Raw genomic sequence first — 23,180 nt, 5'->3', positions numbered from 1 at the left:
TCAGCATATAACAAACCCACCGGATTTCTTTACTGAAAAGAAGTCCGATGGGTTTCTTCATACAACTATCTCCGAAACTTGCTCACTTGTGCCCAATAAAAGCGACGTTATAAGTACTCTAGCTAAATAGCTTTCCAGAAGGCCTGAAAATCACGATACCTGCCGTAGCAGACCAATTCGTCTCCTTCTTCCACTTTCTCATTTCCCGGTAATTCATTCTTCACATGAAGCTCGGTCAGAGAGATACCCAGGCAGTTGGTGATCTTATTCGCCCGTTTCAATCCTATCATTTTTAAATGAAACTCTTCATCCAGGTTTAACTCATTCACAAAATATCCTACAAATTTCTCCGGAACCGTGAACTTCACCACATAATAATCCTGATCGATACGGAATCCTTCCATGTTAGTACCGAAGTCGAGCAGTTGTACCAGGCTGCGGGCAGCATCTTCTTCCGGAGTCAGAATTCGTTCCAGATCAAAAGCTTCAAGCACTGCTTTATGTACGGCATCAATAGCACGGGCAAAAATACGGGGAACCTTTTTCTGCTTCAACAGGGCAACGACTCGTATCGACGCACCAAAATTCTCTCCAATCGCTACAATAACTATATCCACACTATTCAATGGCAATACTGATAATGATTGTTCGTCAGTGGCATCAATGACAAAAGCTGTAGCAACCTTATCTTTGATGGAGTCTACACGACTTTCGCTTATATCCGCACCTATAATTTCGTGCCCCAAGGCGGACAGTTCTTCCGCCAACACATGGCCGTAATTTCCTAAACCAATAATAATATACTTCATAGCTTTAGTTTATTATGATGTTATCACTCGGATAACGGTATTTTGTATTCTTTTTCTGTTTAACTATTCCTAGCATCAATGTTATTAACCCCACACGACCAATAAACATCAACAAAGACACCAATAGTTTGCTCGCGTCGCACAAATGAGGGGTCAGATTCAGACTGGAACCCACGGTACTAAGCGCAGAGACACATTCGAAAGTTAATGCCATAATGGAAACACCCGGTTCGAGTATGCTCAATGTAAAAATAAAAATGAATAAGACTCCCAATGACATGACTACTGTTGCATTGGAACGCCGGATTGAATCGTAAGACAATTCTCTGCCAAACACTTCCACTCGTTCAGTGCCACGCAATACGGCTACAAGATTCAGAACTACGACCGCAAAAGCATTCACTTTCACACCACCTGCCGTGGACTGTGATCCACCGCCCACCCACATCAGGAATAGATAAACCAACAATGTCTGCACACTCAATGATGCTAAGTCGACACTGCTGAAACCGGCTGTTCGCGGACAAGTGGCATTAAAGAAAGCTTGTGTCCACTTATCTGCCACAGGCATACCGGCAAAAGAACCATTCCACTCAAAAGCAGCAATAGCCAATGTGCCGATTAATAAAAGCAGAAAAGTCATGATTAACACGATTTTCGTATTCAGGTTATAGAGGTGCTGCATTTTATGCCGATCCAGTTTGCGGGTACGAATCAATTTCCAGAAACGACGGAGGTGATACAATACAATATCCTTGAAATTGACAAGGATGGGGAAACCGATACCACCAAAGATAATCAATAGAGAAACAGTAATAAACAGCCAATTGTGGTTAGTCATCACCATCGGATTTCCTAAATTGCCGGAAAGCGTAGAAAAACCCGCATTGCAAAAAGCTGAAATAGAATGGAAAGCAGCAAAACCCAACTCTCCTTCCAGGGTCATTCCCAACGTTCCGTGAATACTAAACCAAATCGAAACCATGCCGATCCCTTCAATCACTAAGGTGAAGCCTAATATATATAATAAAGTAGACAGCAAAGAACCTAATGAATTGGAACTAACCATATCACGCACAACAAGCTGATTGTAAATGGAGGTATTCCCCATAAAGAACATGGCGAAGAAACTGGTTAATGTCATCACTCCCAATCCGCCAATCTGAATCAACAGGATAATGACAACTAATCCCGAAGTGGTGAATGTAGTGGACACGTCTACCGGTACCAAGCCTGTAACGCATACGGCACTGGTAGCCGTAAATAAAGAGTCTACCCAGGTGATACCATTTACCGTGCAGCGCGGAAGCATCAACAAGCCTGCTCCAATCAGAATAATAGCCATAAAACTGACTGCCAATATCAAAGACGGATTGGTACGCCGTCCCAACAGACGCACCAGCCCATTAGACAGATTGAGGAAAGAAAGAACTAACAATAACAAAAGATGATAAAACTTCCCATGTAAGAATTCCCAAATATGCAGAATGGCTCCTTCTTCTTCCGGACGATGGAATATAACAGGTACTAAAGTGAGATATAACAACCCACTCAAGATCCAAGCTAATCGCCGGTATTGTTTTTTGGTATTCCGGTATTCCAGCGAGATATGTAAAGTTACATCAATCAGAAAGATGATCCAGACAGTTTTATACAATGTCTGTAAATTCGCCACTTCATCAATAGACAAGGGAAAGCCATGTTCATATACTACTCCGACAATCAATAATAATGACGCCAGATAGGTGAGTGCTTCTACCAGCCCTAACAAGATACGTACATAGGGTTTTAGCAGTTTATTCTGATACAATAAAAACTTATGATAAATCTTCATATCATCTTTTTTAACGGGGTCGTGCAAACTTAACTAAAATAACAATCAAATGCGATTCTTTGTTGACAAAATTTTCCGAATATTAAAAATTTGAGTACTTTTGGCAACAGAAAACTAAAAAACTACAATATTATGAGTGAAAAAAGAAAACGGTATATTCTACCGGAAGAAGAAATTCCACATTACTGGTACAACATTCAGGCTGATATGGTGAACAAGCCTATGCCTCCGTTGCACCCGGGAACCAAACAACCGCTGAAAGCAGAAGATTTATATCCGATTTTCGCAAAAGAGCTGTGTCATCAGGAGCTGAATCAGACGGATGCATGGATCGAAATACCGGAAGAAGTGCGTGAAATGTACAAGTACTATCGCAGCACTCCGCTGGTTCGTGCTTATGGTTTGGAAAAAGCACTCGGCACTCCGGCTCATATCTATTTTAAGAACGAAAGCGTAAGCCCTATCGGTTCGCATAAATTGAACTCTGCATTGGCACAAGCTTATTATTGCAAAGAAGAAGGGGTGACCAACATCACCACTGAAACCGGTGCCGGACAATGGGGAGCCGCTCTTTCTTACGCAGCCAAGGTTTTCGGCCTGGAAGCTGCCGTTTATCAGGTAAAAATCAGTTATGAACAAAAACCATACCGCCGCAGCATCATGCAGACTTTCGGAGCACAGGTCACTCCTTCTCCATCTATGTCTACCCGTGCCGGTAAGGATATTCTGACTAAACACCCCACTTATCAAGGTTCATTGGGAACTGCTATTTCGGAAGCTATCGAACTGGCACAAATGACTCCCAACTGTAAATATACGCTCGGTTCCGTACTTAGCCACGTGACTCTCCACCAGACTATTATCGGACTGGAAGCTGAAAAACAAATGGAAATGGCAGGCGAATATCCGGATATCGTGATCGGTTGTTTCGGAGGTGGTTCCAACTTCGGAGGTATCTCTTTCCCGTTCATGCGCCACACCATACAGGAAGGGAAAAAGACTCGTTTCGTTGCTGCCGAACCTGCTTCTTGTCCGAAACTGACACGTGGTAAGTTCCAGTATGACTTCGGTGATGAAGCCGGATATACTCCATTGCTGCCGATGTTCACTTTGGGACATAATTTTGCTCCTGCTCATATCCATGCCGGTGGGCTTCGTTATCACGGCGCAGGTGTAATCGTTTCACAGTTGCTCAAAGATAATCTGATGGAAGCGGTAGATATACAGCAACTGGAGTCTTTCGAAGCCGGTTGTCTGTTTGCGCAGTCTGAAGGTATTATTCCGGCTCCCGAATCCAGCCACGCTATTGCAGCGGCTATCCGCGAAGCTAACAAATGCAAGGAAACCGGAGAAGAAAAAGTGATTCTGTTCAATCTTTCGGGACATGGTCTGATCGATATGGCTTCTTATGACAAGTATTTGGCAGGTGATCTGGTGAATTATACATTGAATGACGAAGATATTCAGAAGAATTTAGACGAGATAGGAGATTTAGCTAAATAATAAATTACCTACCAGTTTCAAGTTTCACCACCGATTACACAGATTAACACAGATTTAATTGTAATTCGAAGATTGTCGATATAAAAATCCGTGCTAATCTGTATAATCGGTGGTATTTTTTCATTCCCTATATTTACTTTCTCTCTATTGAATACCTCCATATAAAAGATTTTGCTATCTTTGATGCCATTATTAATCTTATGAACTAATAATGAACAGCCTTAAAAAAACAACAATCTGTCTACTCTTTCTATGTATAGGGGTTAATTGCGTTTTTTCTGAAGTTCCGGAGCAAATTAACTTCTCTTATATTTCTATTAACGAAGGATTGTCACAAAGCACCGTATTTTCTATCGATCAGGACCAAAGAGGTAATATGTGGTTCGCGACCTATGATGGAGTAAACAAGTATGACGGGTATTCATTTACAGTTTATCAACATAATGAAGAGGATCCGAACAGTATTGCTAATGACATTTCACGAATCGTAAAAACTGACAGTCAGGGACGTGTCTGGATCGGTACGCGGGATGGTTTGTCATATTATGACGAAGAAAAAGACAAATTCAGAAATTTCTTCTACGAGAAAAAAGGCAAACGGCAACAAATCAATGGTATTGCAGAAATCTCACCGGAACAGTTGCTTATAAGCACACAAGAAGGTCTGACTATGTTCGATATTAAAGAATCACGATTCGTTGATGATTCTTTTAGTACCGCTATGCACAAGCTTATAGCTTCAGCTCTTTACAGACAGGGGGATATTATCTATATCGGTACCCCGGTTGACGGGCTTTACAGCTATTCCATTCCTCAAAAGAAACTGGAAAAAATTACTCCGATAACGGAAACGAAACAGATTCAGGCCATTTTGCAGCAATCTCCTACCCGTATATGGGTAGCTACCGAAGGAGCCGGTCTGCTTCTGCTCAATCCGAAAACGAAAGAGGTCAAGGCTTATCATCATTCTTCTTCCAATCCTAAAAGTATCAGTTCCAATTATATCCGCTCCCTGGCACTGGATTCGCAAAATCGCTTATGGATAGGAACGTTCAATGATCTAAACATTTATCATGAAGGAAGCGATTCTTTCGTTTCCTACAGTAGCAGTCCGGTAGAAAACGGCAGTTTGTCACAACGTTCGGTTCGCAGTATCTTTATGGATTCGCAAGGAGGTATGTGGCTTGGAACCTACTTCGGGGGATTGAACTATTACCATCCTATCCGCAACAGATTCAAGAATATCCAGCGTATTCCCTATAAGAATTCTCTAAGCGATAACGTAGTCAGCTGCATTACGGAAGATAAGGATAAGAACTTATGGATAGGAACGAATGATGGTGGTTTGAATCTGTATAATACAAAGACACAACAGTTTACGCACTATATCTTACAGGAAGACGAACGGGAAATCAGTATTGGTTCCAACAATATCAAAGCCGTATATGTAGATGAACAAAAATCACTTGTATATATAGGGACACATGCCGGCGGACTGACTGTCCTCCATCGAAACAGTGGAAAAATGGAAAGTTTCAATCAGCTGAACAGCCAGTTGGTGAATGAGAATGTATATGCTATTCTTCCTGACAAAGGAGGGAATCTCTTATTGGGGACATTAAGTGCTCTGGTTAGTTTTAACCCGGAAAAAAAGAGTTTTACCACCATTGATAAGGAAAAGGACGGTACTCCATTTACTTCACAACGAATCACAATCCTGTTCAGAGATTCCCATAAACGGCTTTGGGTCGGGGGTGAGGAAGGTATATCTGTCTTTCAGCAGGAAGGAATCGAGATAGAAAAGGTGCCTATTCTGCCGGAATCATCTGTAACAAAGACGTTTACCAATTGCATTTACGAGGCTGCCAACGGTATCATTTGGGTAGGTACGCGTGAAGGCTTCTACTGTTTTAATGAGAAAGAAAAGAAAATCAAACGATATACTACGGCTAACGGTTTGCCTAATAATGTGGTATATGGTATTCTGGAAGATACTTTCGGACGTCTTTGGGTAAGTACCAATCGTGGTATTTCCTGTTTCAATCCGGAAACAGAGAGGTTCCGTAATTTTACGGAATCCGACGGATTACAGAGTAATCAGTTTAATACTTCTTCGTTCTGTCGCACTTCGAGCGGTCAGATGTATTTCGGAGGTATCAACGGGATCACTACTTTCCGCCCGGAACTGTTGCTGGATAACCCTTATACGCCTCCGGTAGTTATCACTAAACTTCAACTGTTTAACAAGACAGTTCGCCCGGATGATGAAACCGGTATCCTGACTAAGAATATCAATGAGACAGAAAGTATCACCCTGAAATCATGGCAAACTGCTTTCACGATTGAATTTGTAGTATCCAATTATATTTCCGGACAACATAACACTTTCGCTTATAAACTGGAAGGATATGACAAAGAGTGGTATTATCTGACAGATAAACGTACTGTCTCCTACTCCAACCTACCACAAGGCACTTATCACTTTTTGGTAAAAGCTGCCAATAGTGACGGAAAATGGAATACTGTACCTACAATGTTGGAAATCATAGTTCTCCCTATCTGGTACAAGACCTGGTGGGCAATCATGATTTTCCTCGCCACTTTTATCGGGTTTATCACTTTCGTCTTCCGCTTCTTCTGGATGCGTAAGAGTATGGAAGCGGAACTGGAACTTGAACGCAGGGACAAGGAGCATCAAGAAGAAATCAACCAGATGAAGATGCGTTTCTTCATCAATATTTCGCACGAGCTTCGCACGCCATTAACTCTCATCTTAGCTCCTTTACAAGAAATAATCAATAAGATTAGTGATCGCTGGACTCGTAACCAACTGGAATATATCCAACGCAACGCCAATCGTCTGTTGCATCTTGTCAACCAGTTGATGGATTATCGCCGTGCCGAATTGGGAGTTTTCGAGCTGAAAGTAAAGAAAGAGAATGCGCATCAACTGATACAGGATAATTTCTTGTTCTACGATAAACTGGCACGCCACAAGAAGATTACTTATACTCTCCACTCCGAACTGGAAGAAAAAGAGGAACTTTTCGATCCGAATTATCTGGAACTGATCGTTAATAACCTGCTTTCAAATGCTTTCAAATATACAGAAAGCGGGCAAAGCATTACTGTTACGTTGAAAGAGGAAAACAATTGGCTGGTACTGCAAGTTAGTGATACCGGTATTGGTATTCCTATCAACAAGCAGGGGAAAATATTCGAACGTTTCTATCAGATAGAGAGTGAGCACGTAGGAAGTGGTATCGGGCTGTCACTGGTACAACGTTTGGTGGAACTGCATCACGGACGTATTGAGTTAGACAGTGAAGAAGGCAAAGGCAGTACTTTCTCTGTTTATCTGCCACAGGATATAAATATCTATAAATCTTCCGAATTAGCTTCTAATGACGCTAAAAATGAGGAGGACCAAGTTTATTCTACCAACTCGAAAGAGATGTATTTCATTGATACGGAAAAAGTAGAAAACGAAACGATCGAAACTGGTGACAAGAAACGTGGTACGATTCTTATCGTAGAAGACAATAATGAAATCCGCCATTATCTAAGTAGCGGACTTGCCGAACTTTTCAATACACTGGAAGCCGGAAATGGTGAAGAAGCCCTGGAAAAGCTGAAAGAGAATGAAGTGGACATTATTGTGACTGATGTCATGATGCCTGTGATGGATGGTATCAAGCTATGCAAGAATGTGAAGCAGAATATCCGTACCTGTCACATTCCTGTGATTATCCTGTCTGCCAAAAGCGAAACCAAAGATCAGATGGAAGGTCTGCAAATGGGCGCGGATGATTATATCCCGAAACCGTTCTCGCTAGCTATCCTGACTACGAAAATACAGAATATGATGCGTACCCGCAGGCGTATGCTTGAACGGTATTCTAAATCTCTGGAAGTGGAACCGGAAAAGATTACGTTCAACGCCATGGATGAAGCTTTATTGAAACGTGCCGTAGCCATCGTAGAAAAGAATATGGATAATATTGAATTCTCTACCGACGAGTTCGCCAGAGAAATGAATATGAGCCGTTCTAATCTGCACCTCAAATTGAAAGCCATCACAGGTGAATCGACTATCGACTTTATACGCAAGATTCGTTTCAATGAAGCGGCAAAACTACTGAAGGATGGCCGTTATACAATAGCAGAAGTCAGCACAATGGTAGGATTTAATACGCCGTCTTACTTTGCTACGAGTTTCAAAAAGTATTTCGGATGTTTGCCTACAGAGTATATTAAGAAGGCAAAGGGATAAACAACTAGAGAGGTAAATCCAAAAATATTATGATTTTTACGGAATCCAATCCATAAAAATCATAATATTTTTGGATTGGAAGAAAAAAAGCTTGAAATTTGTTCTTAAATAAAAGAGGTCAATTATGATAGCAAGAATATTAGAACAAACGATTCAAGAAAAATTAGGGCAAGGCAAGGCCATTATAATAATGGGACCTCGCCAAGTTGGGAAAACCACTTTGCTAAAACAGATGTTTACAGACAGCAATGATATTCTCTGGCTGAACGGAGATGAACAAGATACCCGTAGCCTATTCGAGAACATATCGGCAACCCGCCTGAAATATATATTCGGGCAAAAAAAAATAGTTATAATTGATGAAGCACAACGTATCGAAAATATAGGATTACGTCTGAAATTAATTACCGATCAGATAAGTGACATCCAATTAATTGCTACAGGAAGTTCCTCTTTTGACTTAGCTAACAAAGTTAATGAACCTCTTACCGGAAGAAAATGGGAATATAAAATGTACCCGCTTTCTTTCAAAGAAATGGTCAACCATCATGGGCTACTAGATGAGAAGCGTCTCATCCCCCATCGTCTGGTGTATGGTTATTATCCAGATGTCGTTACACATCCCGGTTCAGAAAGCGAAATACTAAAACAGCTTTCCGATAGCTACTTATATAAAGATATCCTGGACTGGGAGCATATCAAGAAGGCTGATAAGATTATGAAACTTCTTCAGGCATTGGCCTTTCAAATTGGCTCAGAAGTTTCTTATAATGAATTAGGGCAATTGTGTGATCTCGATCCCAAGACAGTGGAACGCTACGTGATATTACTCGAACAATCATATATAATCTTCCGGCTGAGTTCATTCAGCAGAAATCTAAGAAATGAGTTAAAAAGCAGCAGAAAAATATATTTCTATGATAATGGAATACGCAATGCTGTAATCGCTAATTTCTCGTTGGCGGAAACTCGTTCAGACATAGGAGCTTTATTCGAAAACTTCCTCGTTTCAGAACGTATCAAATACCTCCAATATAACCGTTTATGGCATAATACATGGTTTTGGCGCACAACAGCTATGCAGGAAATTGATTTAATAGAAGAAGGAGATGGTAAACTAATGACTTATGAATTTAAATGGAATCCTAAACGCTCCGCCAAATTCCCCAAAGCTTTTTCAGACAATTATCCTGAAGCAACTTTCACCGTGATTACTCCTGACAATATAGAAGAATTTCTATTGTAGGTACAAGGTGAAAGTTTGTACATAACAAACAACCCTAATGTATAAGACAGTACTTTTCTTTTTTCAGTAAGGTTTTGATCTAAATTCATAGTTACAAAGATTAATCTAGTGCAATAGTCTTTTTAATATTTCTTCTTGGAGCTATTATTTTCTTCGTTCCCTAATAAATTTGCGTTCCACTTAAGTGGAGCGATAGTTCAACTTAAGTGGTTCTATCGTTCGACTTAAGTGGAACGCAAACTAGAATGTAGAGCTAATTATTATTTATAGAAGATAGGAAACTAAACACAGTATTAAGACAGCTTATCTCTTATTGATTATTGACAACTAGCGTTTAGTTCGTCTCCGTACCGTTCCCCTCCCATATCAAAATGAATTAGTTCATTTCATAAATGAATAGGATGAAGGTTACATTATGATGTATAAAAAGCTTAATATCAGCCTAAAAACCGTTTTTCTAAACATTATTAATATATGATTCAACAATATTAATATCAAAAAATCATTTTTTGAACAAAGTGTGAACAAGACGGATTAGCATTTATAAATAAACAGACTACATTTGTAAACAGTAAAATATAACTTTTAATAATTAAAACCTAATAAAGTATGAAGAACATCTTCTTTATTTGTATGTTCGGTCTGCTAGCATTTACTGGATGCTCAGACAACGAGGAGGAAATATTGACCGGAGGCAATATAGACATAGATATGCTTCCTCCTAATCAGCCTAATGATGTGATCGATGAAAAACTATTTGCAGTTATCAATCTTGATTATCCAGGACTGGAAAAAGCCAAAGAATTTTATAATTCAGGGAAATACTACTATGCAGTAAATGAATTATTAGAGTATTACAGAAATCGAACAAGTGTCATCAACCCTAATATCCAACTGATGAACACACCAATTACTGCATCTGAACAAAATATAGCTGATCAAGCATTAGAAAACAGATTTTATGTTAGAGGTTTTGCAGAGCGAGTCGAAGATGGAAAAGAGATCTATTATTCTTTTACTAAAGATAATAAAATAGACTGGTCGTTCATTCCCAGTAAAGTCACTGACCAAGAATTTAAATATCAGATTCATCGCCATCAATGGATGCTCCCACAAGCAAAAGCCTATCGCACAAGTCGTGATGAAAAATATGCAGAATCATGGATCAATGTTTACTCGGATTGGCTTAAGACTTTTCCTTATGAAGAAGGAACAACATTCCCCGAAGAAGGAGGACAAGAGAATGATGTTGATTATCAATGGAAAGGTTTACAGGTAGCTGAAAGAGTTATCTCACAAATAGATATCATGACTTATTTCATTCAATCTAAAAATTTCACGCCAGAATGGCTCTCTGTCTTCTTGACAGCATTTGCCAAAGAAGTAGAATGTATTCGTTTGAATTATTATAAAGAAGGTAACATTCTGGTTACCCAAGCACAAGCTGTAGCAATGGCAGGCATACTCATGCCTGAGTTCAAGAATGCTAATGAATGGCTATCAGAAGGTTCTCAGAAACTAGGAGAACAAATAGATAAACAGTTCCTTGCAGATGGAGTACATTACGAATTTGATATTAGCTACCACGTTGGTGCCATCTCTGATTTTTATGAAACTTACAGAATAGCTCAATTAAATAATAAAGCCGGCGGATTTCCGGCAGGATACCTTGAGAAGTTAAAATTACCAGCTCATTTTGTCATGGATATCACTTATCCCAATTACAGTGTAGAAAACTTTAATGATACCCGTTCCAGTCGTTTAGGAAAAAGTGTACTCATTAAAAATTTCAAAAAGTATGCAGAAATGTTCCCAGATGATCAAGAAATACAATGGGTGGCTTCAGAAAGACTAAGTGGATCCACACCTACTTATTTACAAAAAGCTTATACGAATGGAGGGTATTATATTCTGCGTAATAAATGGGATGACCAATCTATGATGATGATACTAAAAAACAACAATACTAATAAAAAATATCACTGTCAACCAGATAACGGTACATTTAGTTTATATAAAGGAGGACGTAATTTCTTCCCTGACGCAGGGTCATACGCATACAGTGGGAGCGATAGAGAGAGCTATCGCGAAACAGCCAGACATAACACGTTAACCATAATGAGTAAAACAATACCTGACGATAGTATGAAAGGAAAATTGCTTCAATTAACAACAAAGACGGATGAATCAACATCCTATGATGTCTTGGTTACTGAAAATCCGACATATACTGTTTCAGCTGAAAAACATCTGAATTTGACCCATCGCCGTTCTGTATTTTTTGTTAATCAAAAGTTCTTTGTTATAGTAGATGAAGGATATGATACCACAGCAGACCATAACAGTAACATCAATGTGAATTTTCATTTATGTCCTATTGAAAACGCATCAAGCGATGTTGTAATAGACGAAGGACAAAAAGACAGCCATATTTACGGTGCACATACGGCTTTTAGCGACAATAATAATATCATGCTTAGAACCTTTGTTGAAACAGCCAACAATTATAGCGCATCCGTAAAAACGACTAATACTTCTAATGATATAGGACAAAAAACCGAACGTAAAGGTTATCAAGTTACCATACGCAAACCTAAAATAGAAAATGGTGCTGCAAGATTCATCAGTATAATATACCCAATTAATGAAGGTACGGAAGCAGCAAACATCAATATGACAGCCACATTTACAGATATAGCAGATGATGAGGTCGCTGGAACATTCCATGCAAATGGAACATCAGTAAAAGTAATTATTGATAATAAAGAATATAATTTGTCATACACACTTAATTAATATATCTAAGAAATGAAACATACATTATTAAAAACCAAATCAAGGCTTATAATGAGTCTGATGATAGTTATAATGGGTGTAGTTTATACATCTTGTGATGATACAGAAACTACCGATTCTACTAAATTCACAATATTCTACTCAGGCATGACTGATATAGGTCCTTCGATGAGTGGAAGAATTAGTAGCCCAACTTATAAAGGAAATACACCTTCTGACTTTGCTATAACCAAAGTTACTTTAAAAGGTGAAGCCTATTCCGGAGATTGTTTTACTATCGACCCGAATGATGGATTCATATCTATAAATAGCACCAAAGATATGCAAGTTGGCCTATATAAATTATCCATATCATGCATATCCGGAGGGAATTATTATGAATTTAAAGATATTGTAGAAATAAACTTTTTGAAGGCCGTCCCCGATGGAATTACAGTGGAACCCAACAAACTCCAAGTCAAATATAATGATATTATTGATGAAACAAGTGAAGTAGAACTACCAACAGCGCAAGTCAAGACAGATGGAGATCATGTAACCATTACCAAATATGAGATTGCCAAAAGTGACTATTCAAAATACTTCGACATCACTAAAAGTGGAAAAATAAGTATTATCAAAGGTAGCACAGCACTTCTTCCCGGTATTTATAACATCTCATTAAAACTAACAACCGGAGCTTCTTCTGAAGATGAAGGAATATTTGAGAATGCACTAGAAATAAATGTCACGTCAGCACCTTTTGGTTTGGAGTACACTCCTAACGAAGATATGCTAGAAGCTGAAAACGACAAAAGTGGAAAGACCTCATTTCAGAGTAATGCGCCTGCACTTAAAGGTTCATTAGAAGGAATAGAATATTCTATAAAAAATATTACCCCTACAACAGATAAAATTAAAATAGATCCAACTACCGGAGTTCTTTCCGTTGACAAAGACCACGGATTGCAAAGTGGAAATAACTATGTCATCTCAATACATGTTAAAAACAATTTTGGAGAAGAAGATTTCAATAATGCATTTACACTACAAGTCGTAGAATACATTGAGCCAATTTCAGGATTCGAATATGAAACAAGTATTGATAAATATCAATATTCAAAGTTCACCATTAGTCCTAAGGAAGGGTTGAAAGGAGATAATATCCAATTCAGCTTGATTAATGAACCGGATGCATTAAAGGGGCAGATAGAATTTGACGCCCAAACCGGAACAATTTCTGTAGAAAAAGGGAATACTATTCCACAAGGAAATTATCCTCTTACCGTGAGAGCGACTAACTCTAAAAACGCAGAAAATCCTGCAGATGCAACATTTACTCTGAATATCATTGAGAATCCTAATTACTTCACTGATATTCGTTATGGAAACAACATTGATGTACCAGAAGAAAATAATGCTAATCAATTTAGAATTACAGAAGATAATGAAGCTAATGCGGATGCTACATTAAAAAGCTTCACTTTCCCAAGTCCACAAACAGGGCTTAAAGGGAATGTATCGGTCGCATGGAGCATCAAGAACGGAAATAATTGTGACAACTTAACAATCGATAGCAATACAGGAAAAATCAGTTTCAATCAAGAAGCTACATGGCCCGCAGATAAAAATGAAGTCAAAGCAAATACAATAGGATTTTGTTATGTTACAGCAACAGCCGGAACAGATAAAGATAGCCAGATATCTCAAACAACTCTTGTATTTATTCATTATGACTTAAAAGCAAATAATGGAGTACATATCCATTATAATCCTTTTGTCTTCCAAGCTGATCCGAAAAATGGTGGTAATTCAACAGTTCCGTTGGTTACAGTTAACGGAATAACTACAACTTCTAATTTCGCATTAGATTACCGCCGTTCATTTAACTACTATCCCACAGAAGGCACTTTAGTAAAAGGAGCACCCGGAACTGCCGGTTCATTCTTAAATGAACTATGGACTACATATTATAAAGCTATGGATATAAAACTATCAACCGGGTCTAGGAATCCGATGTCATATTACGGCAGCGTATACGACATGAGCCATAGTAAGAAATTACCTAATCAATCGGATAGACTATCCGTAGCATTAGCCTATGTAGTTCCTAATGACCTGACTATACATATCAGTCCGAATATCTGGAAAAATAGTAATGGAGAATATGCTAATGGAATTATGGTTGGAGAAATGACTTTCCTTACAAATGTCACCGTTGATACAACAGAAACCGGAGAATCATTAAAAAATGGAAAGAAAATAGCACCTATCATCATATGGTTTGACAAAAAATTTATTAAATAATGAGCAAAACATCATTAACTATGTATAATACAATCACTAAATCAATAAAACTAAGAGGGTATATCACCCTCTTAGCACTGATTTTCACAATCAGCTTACAAGCCCAGAACATAACTGTAAAAGGTGTTGTTGTAGATGAAACAGACACTCCGCTTATCGGAGCAACAGTTATGGTAAAAGGTGCATCTACTGGTGCTATTACTGACTTCGACGGAAACTTTACGTTAACAACTTCAAAAGGTTCAATAATATCTTTCTCATATATTGGATATAAAACCCAGGAGATTAAATATACCGGACAATCTCCTATGAATGTTAAAATGGTACCAGATAATAAAACTTTAGACGAAGTTGTTGTTGTCGGATATGGTTCCATGAAGCGAGGTGATTTGACAGGTTCTGTTGCATCCGTCGCTTCCAAAGACATTGAAGGCTATAAAAGCAGTTCTGTTATGGGAGCTTTAGGAGGACAAATTGCCGGAGTACAAATTACCCAAACCGACGGTACACCGGGAGCTGGATTTAATATCAACATCCGTGGTGTAGGTACTTTAACAGGAGATGCTTCTCCACTTTATATCGTAGATGGTTTTCAAGTAGATAATATCGATTATTTATCGAACTCCGATATTGAATCTATAGAAGTTTTAAAAGATGCCTCTTCTGCCGCTATCTACGGTGCGCGCGCAGCCAATGGAGTGGTTATGGTTTCCACCAAGTCAGGTAAAGTAGGACGCCCTATAATTAACTACAACGGCTCTGCAAGTTATCGTAAGATTTCAAAAATGTTAGATGTACTTTCTCCTTATGAATTCGTTAAATTGCAAGGAGAAATAAAACCCGAATATGCAAATTCCTACTATAAATCAGGAAATGATGATAATGGAATTCCTTATCTTTATCAATCAGCGGAAGATTATATCGGAATGAAAGGAGTAGACTGGCAAGAAGAGACTTTCAATCCGACATGGTCACAAGACCATAATCTATCCATCTCAGGCGGTAGTGATAATACCAAATATACAGCTTCATTTTCCCGTTATATTGAAAATGGTATTTTTAAGAATAGTGGATTTGATAAAACGACAGGTAAAATTCGCTTTAATCAAAAGATAACAAAAAACATCACTTTTGATACAACAGTTAATTACGCACAAACGAACCGTAAAGGCGTGGGAACTTCCGCAGACTCCGGACGTTTTAATATGTTAGCACAAATTCTAAGTGCACGTCCAACAGGTGGTCTGAAGCTGACAGATGAAGATTTATTAAATTCTGCTATTGACCCTGAAATGCTAGAGACTGGAGAAAGCCTTGCGCAAGTCAATCCTGTCATGCAAACCGAATCCGTTACTAATGATAAACGTGGAGAAATGTGGTCAGCCAATGCATCTGTTACCTGGCAAATTATTAAAGGATTAACATTTAAGACAGCTGGTACTTATAATACAACTGACAGCAGAACTGACATTTTTTACAAAACTGGTTCTAAAGAAGCATATCGTAATGGAGAAAAACCGTATGGCCGAACTCAAATGGGACGCGACGTACGTTGGACTAATTATAATAACATCACATGGAAACAAAAAATTAAAAAACATACTTATGATGTGATGTTAGGCCATGAAGTTTCATTCAAAAGCAGCGAATATCTATTAGGAGAAGCGATGGATTTCCCATTTGATAATCTGGGCAATGACAATTTAGGCATCGGAGCTACTCCTAGTAAAGTGAGCTCCAGCTATAGTGACAAGATGCTACTATCCTTCTTCGCCCGTGGTAACTATAATTATGACAATCGCTATTTATTAACAGCGACAATACGTGCAGATGGTTCTACTGTATTCTCCCAAAAGAATAAATGGGGTTACTTTCCCTCTTTCTCAGCTGCTTGGCGTGTTTCTGAAGAAGCATTCATGAAAGATATAAAATGGTTGTCAAACTTTAAAGTTCGCTTCGGTTGGGGTACTGTCGGTAATGACCGTATTTCAAACTATTTATCATTAGATTTATATGAAGCCAGTAAATATGGAGTAGGTAATAATACAGTAACGGTATTGACACCGAAACAACTCAAAAACGCTAACCTGAAATGGGAAGGTTCCAATACTGTGAACTTAGGTGTAGATCTTGGGTTCTTTGATAGTCGCCTAAATATTACAGCAGACTTCTTTATCAAAAACACAAAAGACCTCTTGCTAGCTCAGTCACTTGCACACATTACAGGTTTTAACTCACAAATGCAGAACATTGGTAAGATCCAAAATAAAGGATTTGAATTAAATGTGAACAGTATTAACATACAAACAAGAGATTTTACTTGGAATACGAACTTTAATATATCATTTATCAAAAATACATTAAAGTCACTTGCTTCCGGTGTAGATGCGATGTATGCACGTTCCGGATTCGACAGCAACTTCACCGCATATGATTACATAGCCAAAGTCGGTGAATCTTTAGGATTGATCTATGGATATGAGTTTGATGGGATCTACCAAAGTTCTGATTTTTACACAAAACCAGGCGATCCTACATTGTATTTAAAAGACGGAGTCGTTAATGACCCGCGCTATAGTACAAAAGAGCCTTTAAGACCGGGTGTAGTAAAATATAAAGATCAAGACGGAGATGGTAAAATTACAACCAAAGACCGTACTGTCATCGGTTCTGCAATCCCCAAATGGTATGGAGGTATCACCAATACACTAAATTATAAAGGGATTGACTTCAGTTTCATGCTACAATTCAATTACGGCAATGACGTTTATAATGCAACCCGTCTATATTCAACTCAATCAAGAAGCGGACGTAGAAATATGCTGGCTGAAGTAGCGGATCGCTGGAGTCCGACCAATGCATCCAATAAAGTACCTTTATATAATGGATACATTACCAATGATGTCTATTCACGTTTTGTAGAAGACGGTTCATTCCTTCGTTTGAAAAATATAACATTAGGTTATACTTTACCTAAAAAATGGACAAGTAAATTCTATGTATCCAGACTTCGTGTTTATGCTACAGGACAAAACTTATTCTGTGTTACAGGATATAGTGGTTATGATCCGGAAGTAAGTACAGCAGGGAGCAATCCGATGACTCCTGGACTAGATTGGGGTGCATATCCAAAGAGTAAAGTATTTACTTTTGGGCTTGATATTCAATTTTAATAATAAATTAAGTACAATGAAAAAGATTCTATACTATATAGCAATATCAGTAATATGTGCATTACCTTTTAATTCTTGCACATTAGACGAAGAAACCAGCACCGATGTAGAAAAGAAAAACTTTATGCGAGATGCTAAAGAGGCAGAGATTGTATTACAAGGCGTTTATCGTTCAACCATAGAAGATGGACAATATGGCTATCATTTATCTATATTGTTCAATTTAGGAACAGATATGGAGCAGGCAGAAGGAAATAGTACGGAAAACTATCGTATCATACCAGCCAATGCATTTCCTACCACTCAATCGGAAGTACAAACTACCTGGTCATCTTTGTATGCCGGTGTTTATAATGCGAATGATTTTCTAGAAAGAATCTCAAGCAAAATAAATACATACTCAGATACCGACCGGCAATTGGCCACTTTATATATAGCTGAAGCAAGAGCTTTAAGAGCTATGTTTTACTTTGAATTAGTGCGCAGATATGGTAATATTGCTCTTATGACCAATACAGAAATGTCGAAACAAGATCCAAGAACATTTGTTCAAGTAAAACCGGAAAAAGTGTATGAATTCATCGAAGATGACCTGCTTTACGCTAGTAGAATACTGCCCTATGCACAAGATGACCAATACCGCATCGATAACAGCTATCGTTTTTCCAGGGGAGCTGCTCTAGGCTTATTATCAAAAGTTTACGCCACATGGGCAGGATATCCTATATATGATGAGTCAAAATGGGAAGAAGCCGCTAAAACCGCCCGTACTTTAATAGAATCCGGCAAACATGCTCTTCTATCTGATTACGAACAATTATGGAAAAACACTTGTAACGGGGTTTGGGACCCAACAGAAAGCTTGATCGAAATATCATTTTACTCCCCTACCGTTTCAGGAAACAGTGATCCTGTAGGCCGTATTGGAAAATGGAATGGAGTTAAAACCACATCAATCGCAGGACAGCGTGGAAGTTGCGCAGGAAATGTGAAAGTGGTGCATACTTTCGTAACAGAATGGCGTGAACATCCTCAAGACTTGCGTTGCGATCTTTCCGTTGCCAATTATAAATACGATGATGATAAAGTACTTTGGACAAAAGGAAAAAATGATACAGATTATTCTGCTAAAGAAAAAGACAAAGACCCCAGTAAAGGACAAAAAGAAAAACAAAATTATACACCTGCTAAATGGGACATTGAAAAATATGTAACCACCAGTAAATTAATCAATAACGATAAATCGAATGTTAATTGGTATTTCCTACGTTATGCAGATGTACTTTTACTTTACGCAGAGGCTTTGAATGAATGGAAACATGGACCTACTGATGAAGCTTATGAAGCGATCAATATGGTGCGCCGTCGTGGATTTGGTAATCCTAGTAAGACGAGTATTTGTGATTTAAAAGATTTAAATGAAGAAGATTTTCGTAAAGCAGTCTATCAAGAAAGAGCTTATGAGCTGGCTTTTGAAGGACACCGCCGCATGGATTTAATCCGCTGGGGAATATATTATGAAACTATTCAAAAAACATACAATGATTTGCTTAACTGGTGGACTGCGGAAACTGAATTTAATTATGTTGTTTACAGACATACTGTAAAAGGTAAGCATGAACTATTTCCCATTCCACAAAGAGACATGGACTTGATGATTAAATTTAATCAAAATCCGAATTGGGAATAGTCCTCATTCTCTCCAATATGCCTTAATTAGGGCATATTGGAGAAAATTAAAACCTTTTTCAACAAAATCAAAACTTGAAAAGCAGAGTTCGAACTCCTTTTGGACAATCCTGCAACGGAAAGTTTTGCCTTTCGGTTACTTTTGCATCAGTTACAAAACTTCTAAAAACAATCACTTAAAATGAATAACATGAAAATGAAACTTGTTCTCTTTGCTTCGGTTAGTATTGCACTCGCGTCGTGCCAGACAGCTCCAAAGGAAGACTACAGTTGGATAAAAAAAGGACTGGATGTAGCTTCCGCCCAATTACAACTTTCTGCTGAAGAAGTTAGTGGTACAGGAATGCTGCCACGCTCCATCCGTACAGGTTATGACATGGATTTCCTTTGCCGTCAGTTGGAAAGAGATTCATTAACATTCAAAGATTCGCTACGCGCACAACCTACTGCTGACCAGCTAGGCAAACGCCGTCTCTGCAACGTTTATGACTGGACAAGTGGTTTCTTCCCCGGTTCATTATGGTATGCATACGAACTGACAGGAAACGATACACTGAAAACTCAAGCAATCGAATATACCAATCTTCTGAATCCGGTACGCTATTATAAAGGTACGCATGATTTGGGATTCATGGTCAACTGCAGCTATGGCAATGCAGAACGTCTTTCACCTAACGATACCATCGCTGCTGTGATGAGAGAAACTGCCGATAACCTCTGCGGTCGTTTCAACGACTCTATCGGTGCTATCCGTTCATGGGATTTCGGAACATGGAACTTCCCGGTTATTATCGACAATATGATGAACCTCGATCTTCTGTTTAATGTAGCAAAAGCGACAGGTGACAATAAATACAAAGACATTGCTATCAAACATGCTATGACCACCATGCATAATCACTTCCGTCCGGATTATACCTGCTGGCATGTAATAAGCTATAACAACGACGGTACAGTGGAAAGCAAACAAACTTTCCAAGGAAAGAACGATGATTCTTCATGGGCACGCGGACAAGCATGGGCTATATATGGATATACCGCTTGCTTCCGTGAAACAAATGACAGCATTTTCCTGAACTTTGCAAAGGATATAGCCAATATGATTATGGACCGCGTAAAAACGGAGGATGCCATTCCTTACTGGGATTATGATGCTCCTGTAACTAAAGAAACTCCGCGCGATGTATCTGCTGCCTCTGTCACTGCTTCTGCCATGATCGAACTAAGCACCATGGTTCCCGACGGACAGAAATATCTGGATTATGCGGAAAAGATTCTGAAGAGTTTGTCAAGCGACGCATATCTTGCAAAAGTGGGTGACAATCAGGGCTTCATTCTGATGCATTCTGTCGGTTCACTGCCTAACGGCTCTGAAATCGATACTCCACTGAACTATGCTGACTACTATTATCTGGAAGCATTGAAGAGATTCATGGAATTGAAGAAGTTGAAAGTTGAGAATGGAGAGTTGAGAGTGATCCAATAATACAAAAGCAAGAGTCTTTTCAATCGTAAATAGTAAATCGTAAAATCGTAAATTATATCATGAATAAAACTTTAAAGTACATCATTTTGCTTGCAATCGCATGTTTCGTAAGCAAGGGTTACGCCCAAGAACTGAAAAGCGAAGTCTTTTCTCTTCTTAACCTGGACTATCCGGGACTGGAGAAAGTAAAAGCTTTGCATCAGGAGGGTAAAGATGAGGATGCTGCCAAAGCATTACTGGACTATTACCGTGCACGTACCAACGTAAAAACTCCGGATATCAATCTGAACAAAGTGACTATCAGCAAAGAAGAACAGCAATGGGCCGATGACGGATTGAAACATACATTCTTCGTACATAAAGGTTATCAGCCTTCTTACAACTACGGAGAAGACATCAACTGGCAATACTGGCCGGTGAAAGACAATGAGCTCCGCTGGCAGTTGCACCGTCACAAATGGTTCACTCCGATGGGAAAGGCTTATCGCATATCCGGTGACGAGAAATATGCTAAAGAATGGGCACATCAGTATATCGACTGGATTAAAAAGAATCCGTTGGTGAAGATGGACAAGAAAGAATATGAGCTGGTTAGTGATGGAAAAATCAAAGGCGAAGTAGAAAACGTACGTTTTGCATGGCGCCCGCTGGAAGTTAGTAATCGTCTGCAAGACCAGACTTCACAGTTCCAGTTATTCCTTCCCTCCCCTTCTTTCACTCCGGACTTCCTGACAGAATTCCTGGTGAACTATCACAAACATGCTATACATATCCTTGCTAATTATTCCGATCAAGGTAACCACTTGCTGTTTGAAGCTCAACGTATGATCTACGCCGGTGCTTTCTTCCCTGAATTCAAAGATGCTCCGGCATGGAGAAAAAGCGGTATCGATATTCTGAACCGTGAAATTCATGTACAGGTATACGAAGACGGCGGACAGTTCGAACTCGACCCACATTATCATCTGGCAGCTATTAACATTTTCTGTAAAGCTTTAGGTATCGCAGATGCCAACGGATTCCGTAAGGAATTCCCTCAAGATTATTTGGATACCATTGAAAGCATGATTATGTTCTACGCAAACATTTCTTTCCCTGATTATACCAATCCATGTTTCAGCGATGCTAAGTTGACAACAAAGAAAGAAATGGTGAAAAACTACAAAGCATGGAGTAAACTATTCCCCAAAAACCAGGCTATCAAATACTTCGCAACTGAAGGTAAAGAAGGTGCATTGCCGGATTATATGTCTAAAGGATTCTTGAAATCAGGTTTCTTTGTATTCCGTAACTCATGGGGAATGGATGCTACGCAAATGGTAGTAAAAGCTGGTCCGAAAGCATTCTGGCATTGTCAGCCGGATAACGGAACGTTTGAACTTTGGTTTAACGGCAAGAATTTGTTCCCGGATTCTGGTTCGTATGTATATGCCGGTGAAGGCGAAGTGATGGAACAACGCAACTGGCACCGTCAGACTTGTGTTCACAACACAGTAACGCTGAACAACAAGAACTTGGATACGACAGAATCTGTGACTAAATTGTGGCAACCGGAAGGTGCTATCCAAACTTTAGTGACCGAAAATCCTAGTTACAAAAACTTGAAACACCGTCGTTCCGTTTTCTTCGTTGACAACACTTACTTTGTCATTGTAGACGAAATGATCGGTAGCGCCAAAGGTTCCATCAATCTTCATTATCAAATGCCAAAAGGAGAAATTGCCAACAGCCGCGAAGACATGACATTCCTGACACAATTTGAAGACGGAAGCAACATGAAACTGCAATGTTTCGGTCCCGACGGTATGTCGATGAAGAAAGAACCGGGTTGGTGCTCAACTGCTTATCGCAAACGTTACAAACGTATGAATGTATCTTTCAACGTGAAGAAAGACGGCGAAGAAGCTGTTCGTTACATCACAGTTATCTATCCAGTTAAGAAAAGCGCAGATGCCCCTAAATTTGCAGCTAAGTTCAAGAACAAAGCGTTCGATGAAAACGGACTGGAAGTAGAAGTGAAAGTAAACGGAAAGAAACAGTCATTAAAATACAAACTATAATAAAGCTGACTAAAAAGTCGCGCGA

The 23,180-nt window shown here is 39.0% G+C and carries 11 protein-coding genes; 9 read left to right on the top strand and 2 right to left on the bottom strand.

Annotated features, from left to right (window positions below; translation table 11 throughout):
- Positions 1 to 122: 122 nt before the first annotated feature.
- Positions 123 to 809, bottom strand: coding sequence for a potassium channel family protein (locus HMPREF0106_RS05700; protein WP_008770828.1), 687 nt, complete (start codon positions 807 to 809; stop codon positions 123 to 125).
- A 4-nt stretch (positions 810 to 813) separates the two neighbouring features.
- Entirely contained in the window at positions 814 to 2,643 is a 1,830-nt protein-coding gene (locus HMPREF0106_RS05705; protein ID WP_008770827.1) for a TrkH family potassium uptake protein, read from the bottom strand.
- A 132-nt stretch (positions 2,644 to 2,775) separates the two neighbouring features.
- Between HMPREF0106_RS05705 and HMPREF0106_RS05710 the strand changes: the two genes are divergently transcribed.
- From HMPREF0106_RS05710 to hepC (HMPREF0106_RS05750), 9 genes are all read left to right on the top strand, one after another.
- Complete coding sequence (locus HMPREF0106_RS05710; protein WP_004316593.1) at positions 2,776 to 4,146, top strand: TrpB-like pyridoxal phosphate-dependent enzyme; 1,371 nt, start codon at positions 2,776 to 2,778, stop codon at positions 4,144 to 4,146.
- A gap of 211 nt (positions 4,147 to 4,357) precedes the next feature.
- On the top strand, positions 4,358 to 8,419 hold the full coding sequence (locus HMPREF0106_RS05715) for a two-component regulator propeller domain-containing protein (protein WP_009040741.1): 4,062 nt from the start codon (positions 4,358 to 4,360) through the stop codon (positions 8,417 to 8,419).
- Positions 8,420 to 8,543: 124 nt separating this feature from the next.
- Positions 8,544 to 9,665 (top strand): ATP-binding protein, encoded by a 1,122-nt coding sequence (locus HMPREF0106_RS05720; RefSeq protein WP_004316595.1) that lies wholly within the window; start codon positions 8,544 to 8,546, stop codon positions 9,663 to 9,665.
- A 609-nt stretch (positions 9,666 to 10,274) separates the two neighbouring features.
- Positions 10,275 to 12,461: a heparin-sulfate lyase HepC gene (gene hepC, locus HMPREF0106_RS05725; protein WP_009040740.1), complete on the top strand. Its 2,187-nt coding sequence runs from the start codon at positions 10,275 to 10,277 to the stop codon at positions 12,459 to 12,461.
- A 12-nt stretch (positions 12,462 to 12,473) separates the two neighbouring features.
- On the top strand, positions 12,474 to 14,747 hold the full coding sequence (locus HMPREF0106_RS05730; protein WP_022199930.1) for a surface glycan-binding family protein: 2,274 nt from the start codon (positions 12,474 to 12,476) through the stop codon (positions 14,745 to 14,747).
- Entirely contained in the window at positions 14,747 to 17,920 is a 3,174-nt protein-coding gene (locus HMPREF0106_RS05735; protein WP_232286791.1) for a SusC/RagA family TonB-linked outer membrane protein, read from the top strand. The genes HMPREF0106_RS05730 and HMPREF0106_RS05735 overlap by 1 nt, the downstream gene beginning before the upstream one ends.
- A gap of 16 nt (positions 17,921 to 17,936) precedes the next feature.
- On the top strand, positions 17,937 to 19,610 hold the full coding sequence (locus HMPREF0106_RS05740) for a RagB/SusD family nutrient uptake outer membrane protein (RefSeq protein ID WP_004312475.1): 1,674 nt from the start codon (positions 17,937 to 17,939) through the stop codon (positions 19,608 to 19,610).
- A 180-nt stretch (positions 19,611 to 19,790) separates the two neighbouring features.
- Positions 19,791 to 21,095 (top strand): DUF4995 domain-containing protein, encoded by a 1,305-nt coding sequence (locus HMPREF0106_RS05745; RefSeq protein ID WP_004302188.1) that lies wholly within the window; start codon positions 19,791 to 19,793, stop codon positions 21,093 to 21,095.
- 59 nt (positions 21,096 to 21,154) lie between these two features.
- Entirely contained in the window at positions 21,155 to 23,155 is a 2,001-nt protein-coding gene (gene hepC / locus HMPREF0106_RS05750; RefSeq protein ID WP_009040737.1) for a heparin-sulfate lyase HepC, read from the top strand.
- Positions 23,156 to 23,180 lie beyond the last annotated feature (25 nt).

Source organism: Bacteroides sp. D22 (assembly GCF_000163675.1).
GTDB classification, from domain to species: Bacteria; Bacteroidota; Bacteroidia; order Bacteroidales; family Bacteroidaceae; genus Bacteroides; species Bacteroides xylanisolvens.
Note: the sequence above shows the minus strand (reverse complement) of the source record. Positions and strands in the feature narration are given on the sequence as shown.

What these genes read in the sequence shown, in the direction of transcription:
- HMPREF0106_RS05700 (WP_008770828.1), bottom strand. Translation starts at nt 809, where the DNA reads ATGAAGTATATTATTATTGGTTTAGGAAATTACGGCCATGTGTTGGCG.
- HMPREF0106_RS05705 (WP_008770827.1), bottom strand. Translation starts at nt 2,643, where the DNA reads ATGAAGATTTATCATAAGTTTTTATTGTATCAGAATAAACTGCTAAAA.
- HMPREF0106_RS05710 (WP_004316593.1), top strand. Translation starts at nt 2,776, where the DNA reads ATGAGTGAAAAAAGAAAACGGTATATTCTACCGGAAGAAGAAATTCCA.
- HMPREF0106_RS05715 (WP_009040741.1), top strand. Translation starts at nt 4,358, where the DNA reads ATGAACAGCCTTAAAAAAACAACAATCTGTCTACTCTTTCTATGTATA.
- HMPREF0106_RS05720 (WP_004316595.1), top strand. Translation starts at nt 8,544, where the DNA reads ATGATAGCAAGAATATTAGAACAAACGATTCAAGAAAAATTAGGGCAA.
- hepC (WP_009040740.1), top strand. Translation starts at nt 10,275, where the DNA reads ATGAAGAACATCTTCTTTATTTGTATGTTCGGTCTGCTAGCATTTACT.
- HMPREF0106_RS05730 (WP_022199930.1), top strand. Translation starts at nt 12,474, where the DNA reads ATGAAACATACATTATTAAAAACCAAATCAAGGCTTATAATGAGTCTG.
- HMPREF0106_RS05735 (WP_232286791.1), top strand. Translation starts at nt 14,747, where the DNA reads ATGAGCAAAACATCATTAACTATGTATAATACAATCACTAAATCAATA.
- HMPREF0106_RS05740 (WP_004312475.1), top strand. Translation starts at nt 17,937, where the DNA reads ATGAAAAAGATTCTATACTATATAGCAATATCAGTAATATGTGCATTA.
- HMPREF0106_RS05745 (WP_004302188.1), top strand. Translation starts at nt 19,791, where the DNA reads ATGAATAACATGAAAATGAAACTTGTTCTCTTTGCTTCGGTTAGTATT.
- hepC (WP_009040737.1), top strand. Translation starts at nt 21,155, where the DNA reads ATGAATAAAACTTTAAAGTACATCATTTTGCTTGCAATCGCATGTTTC.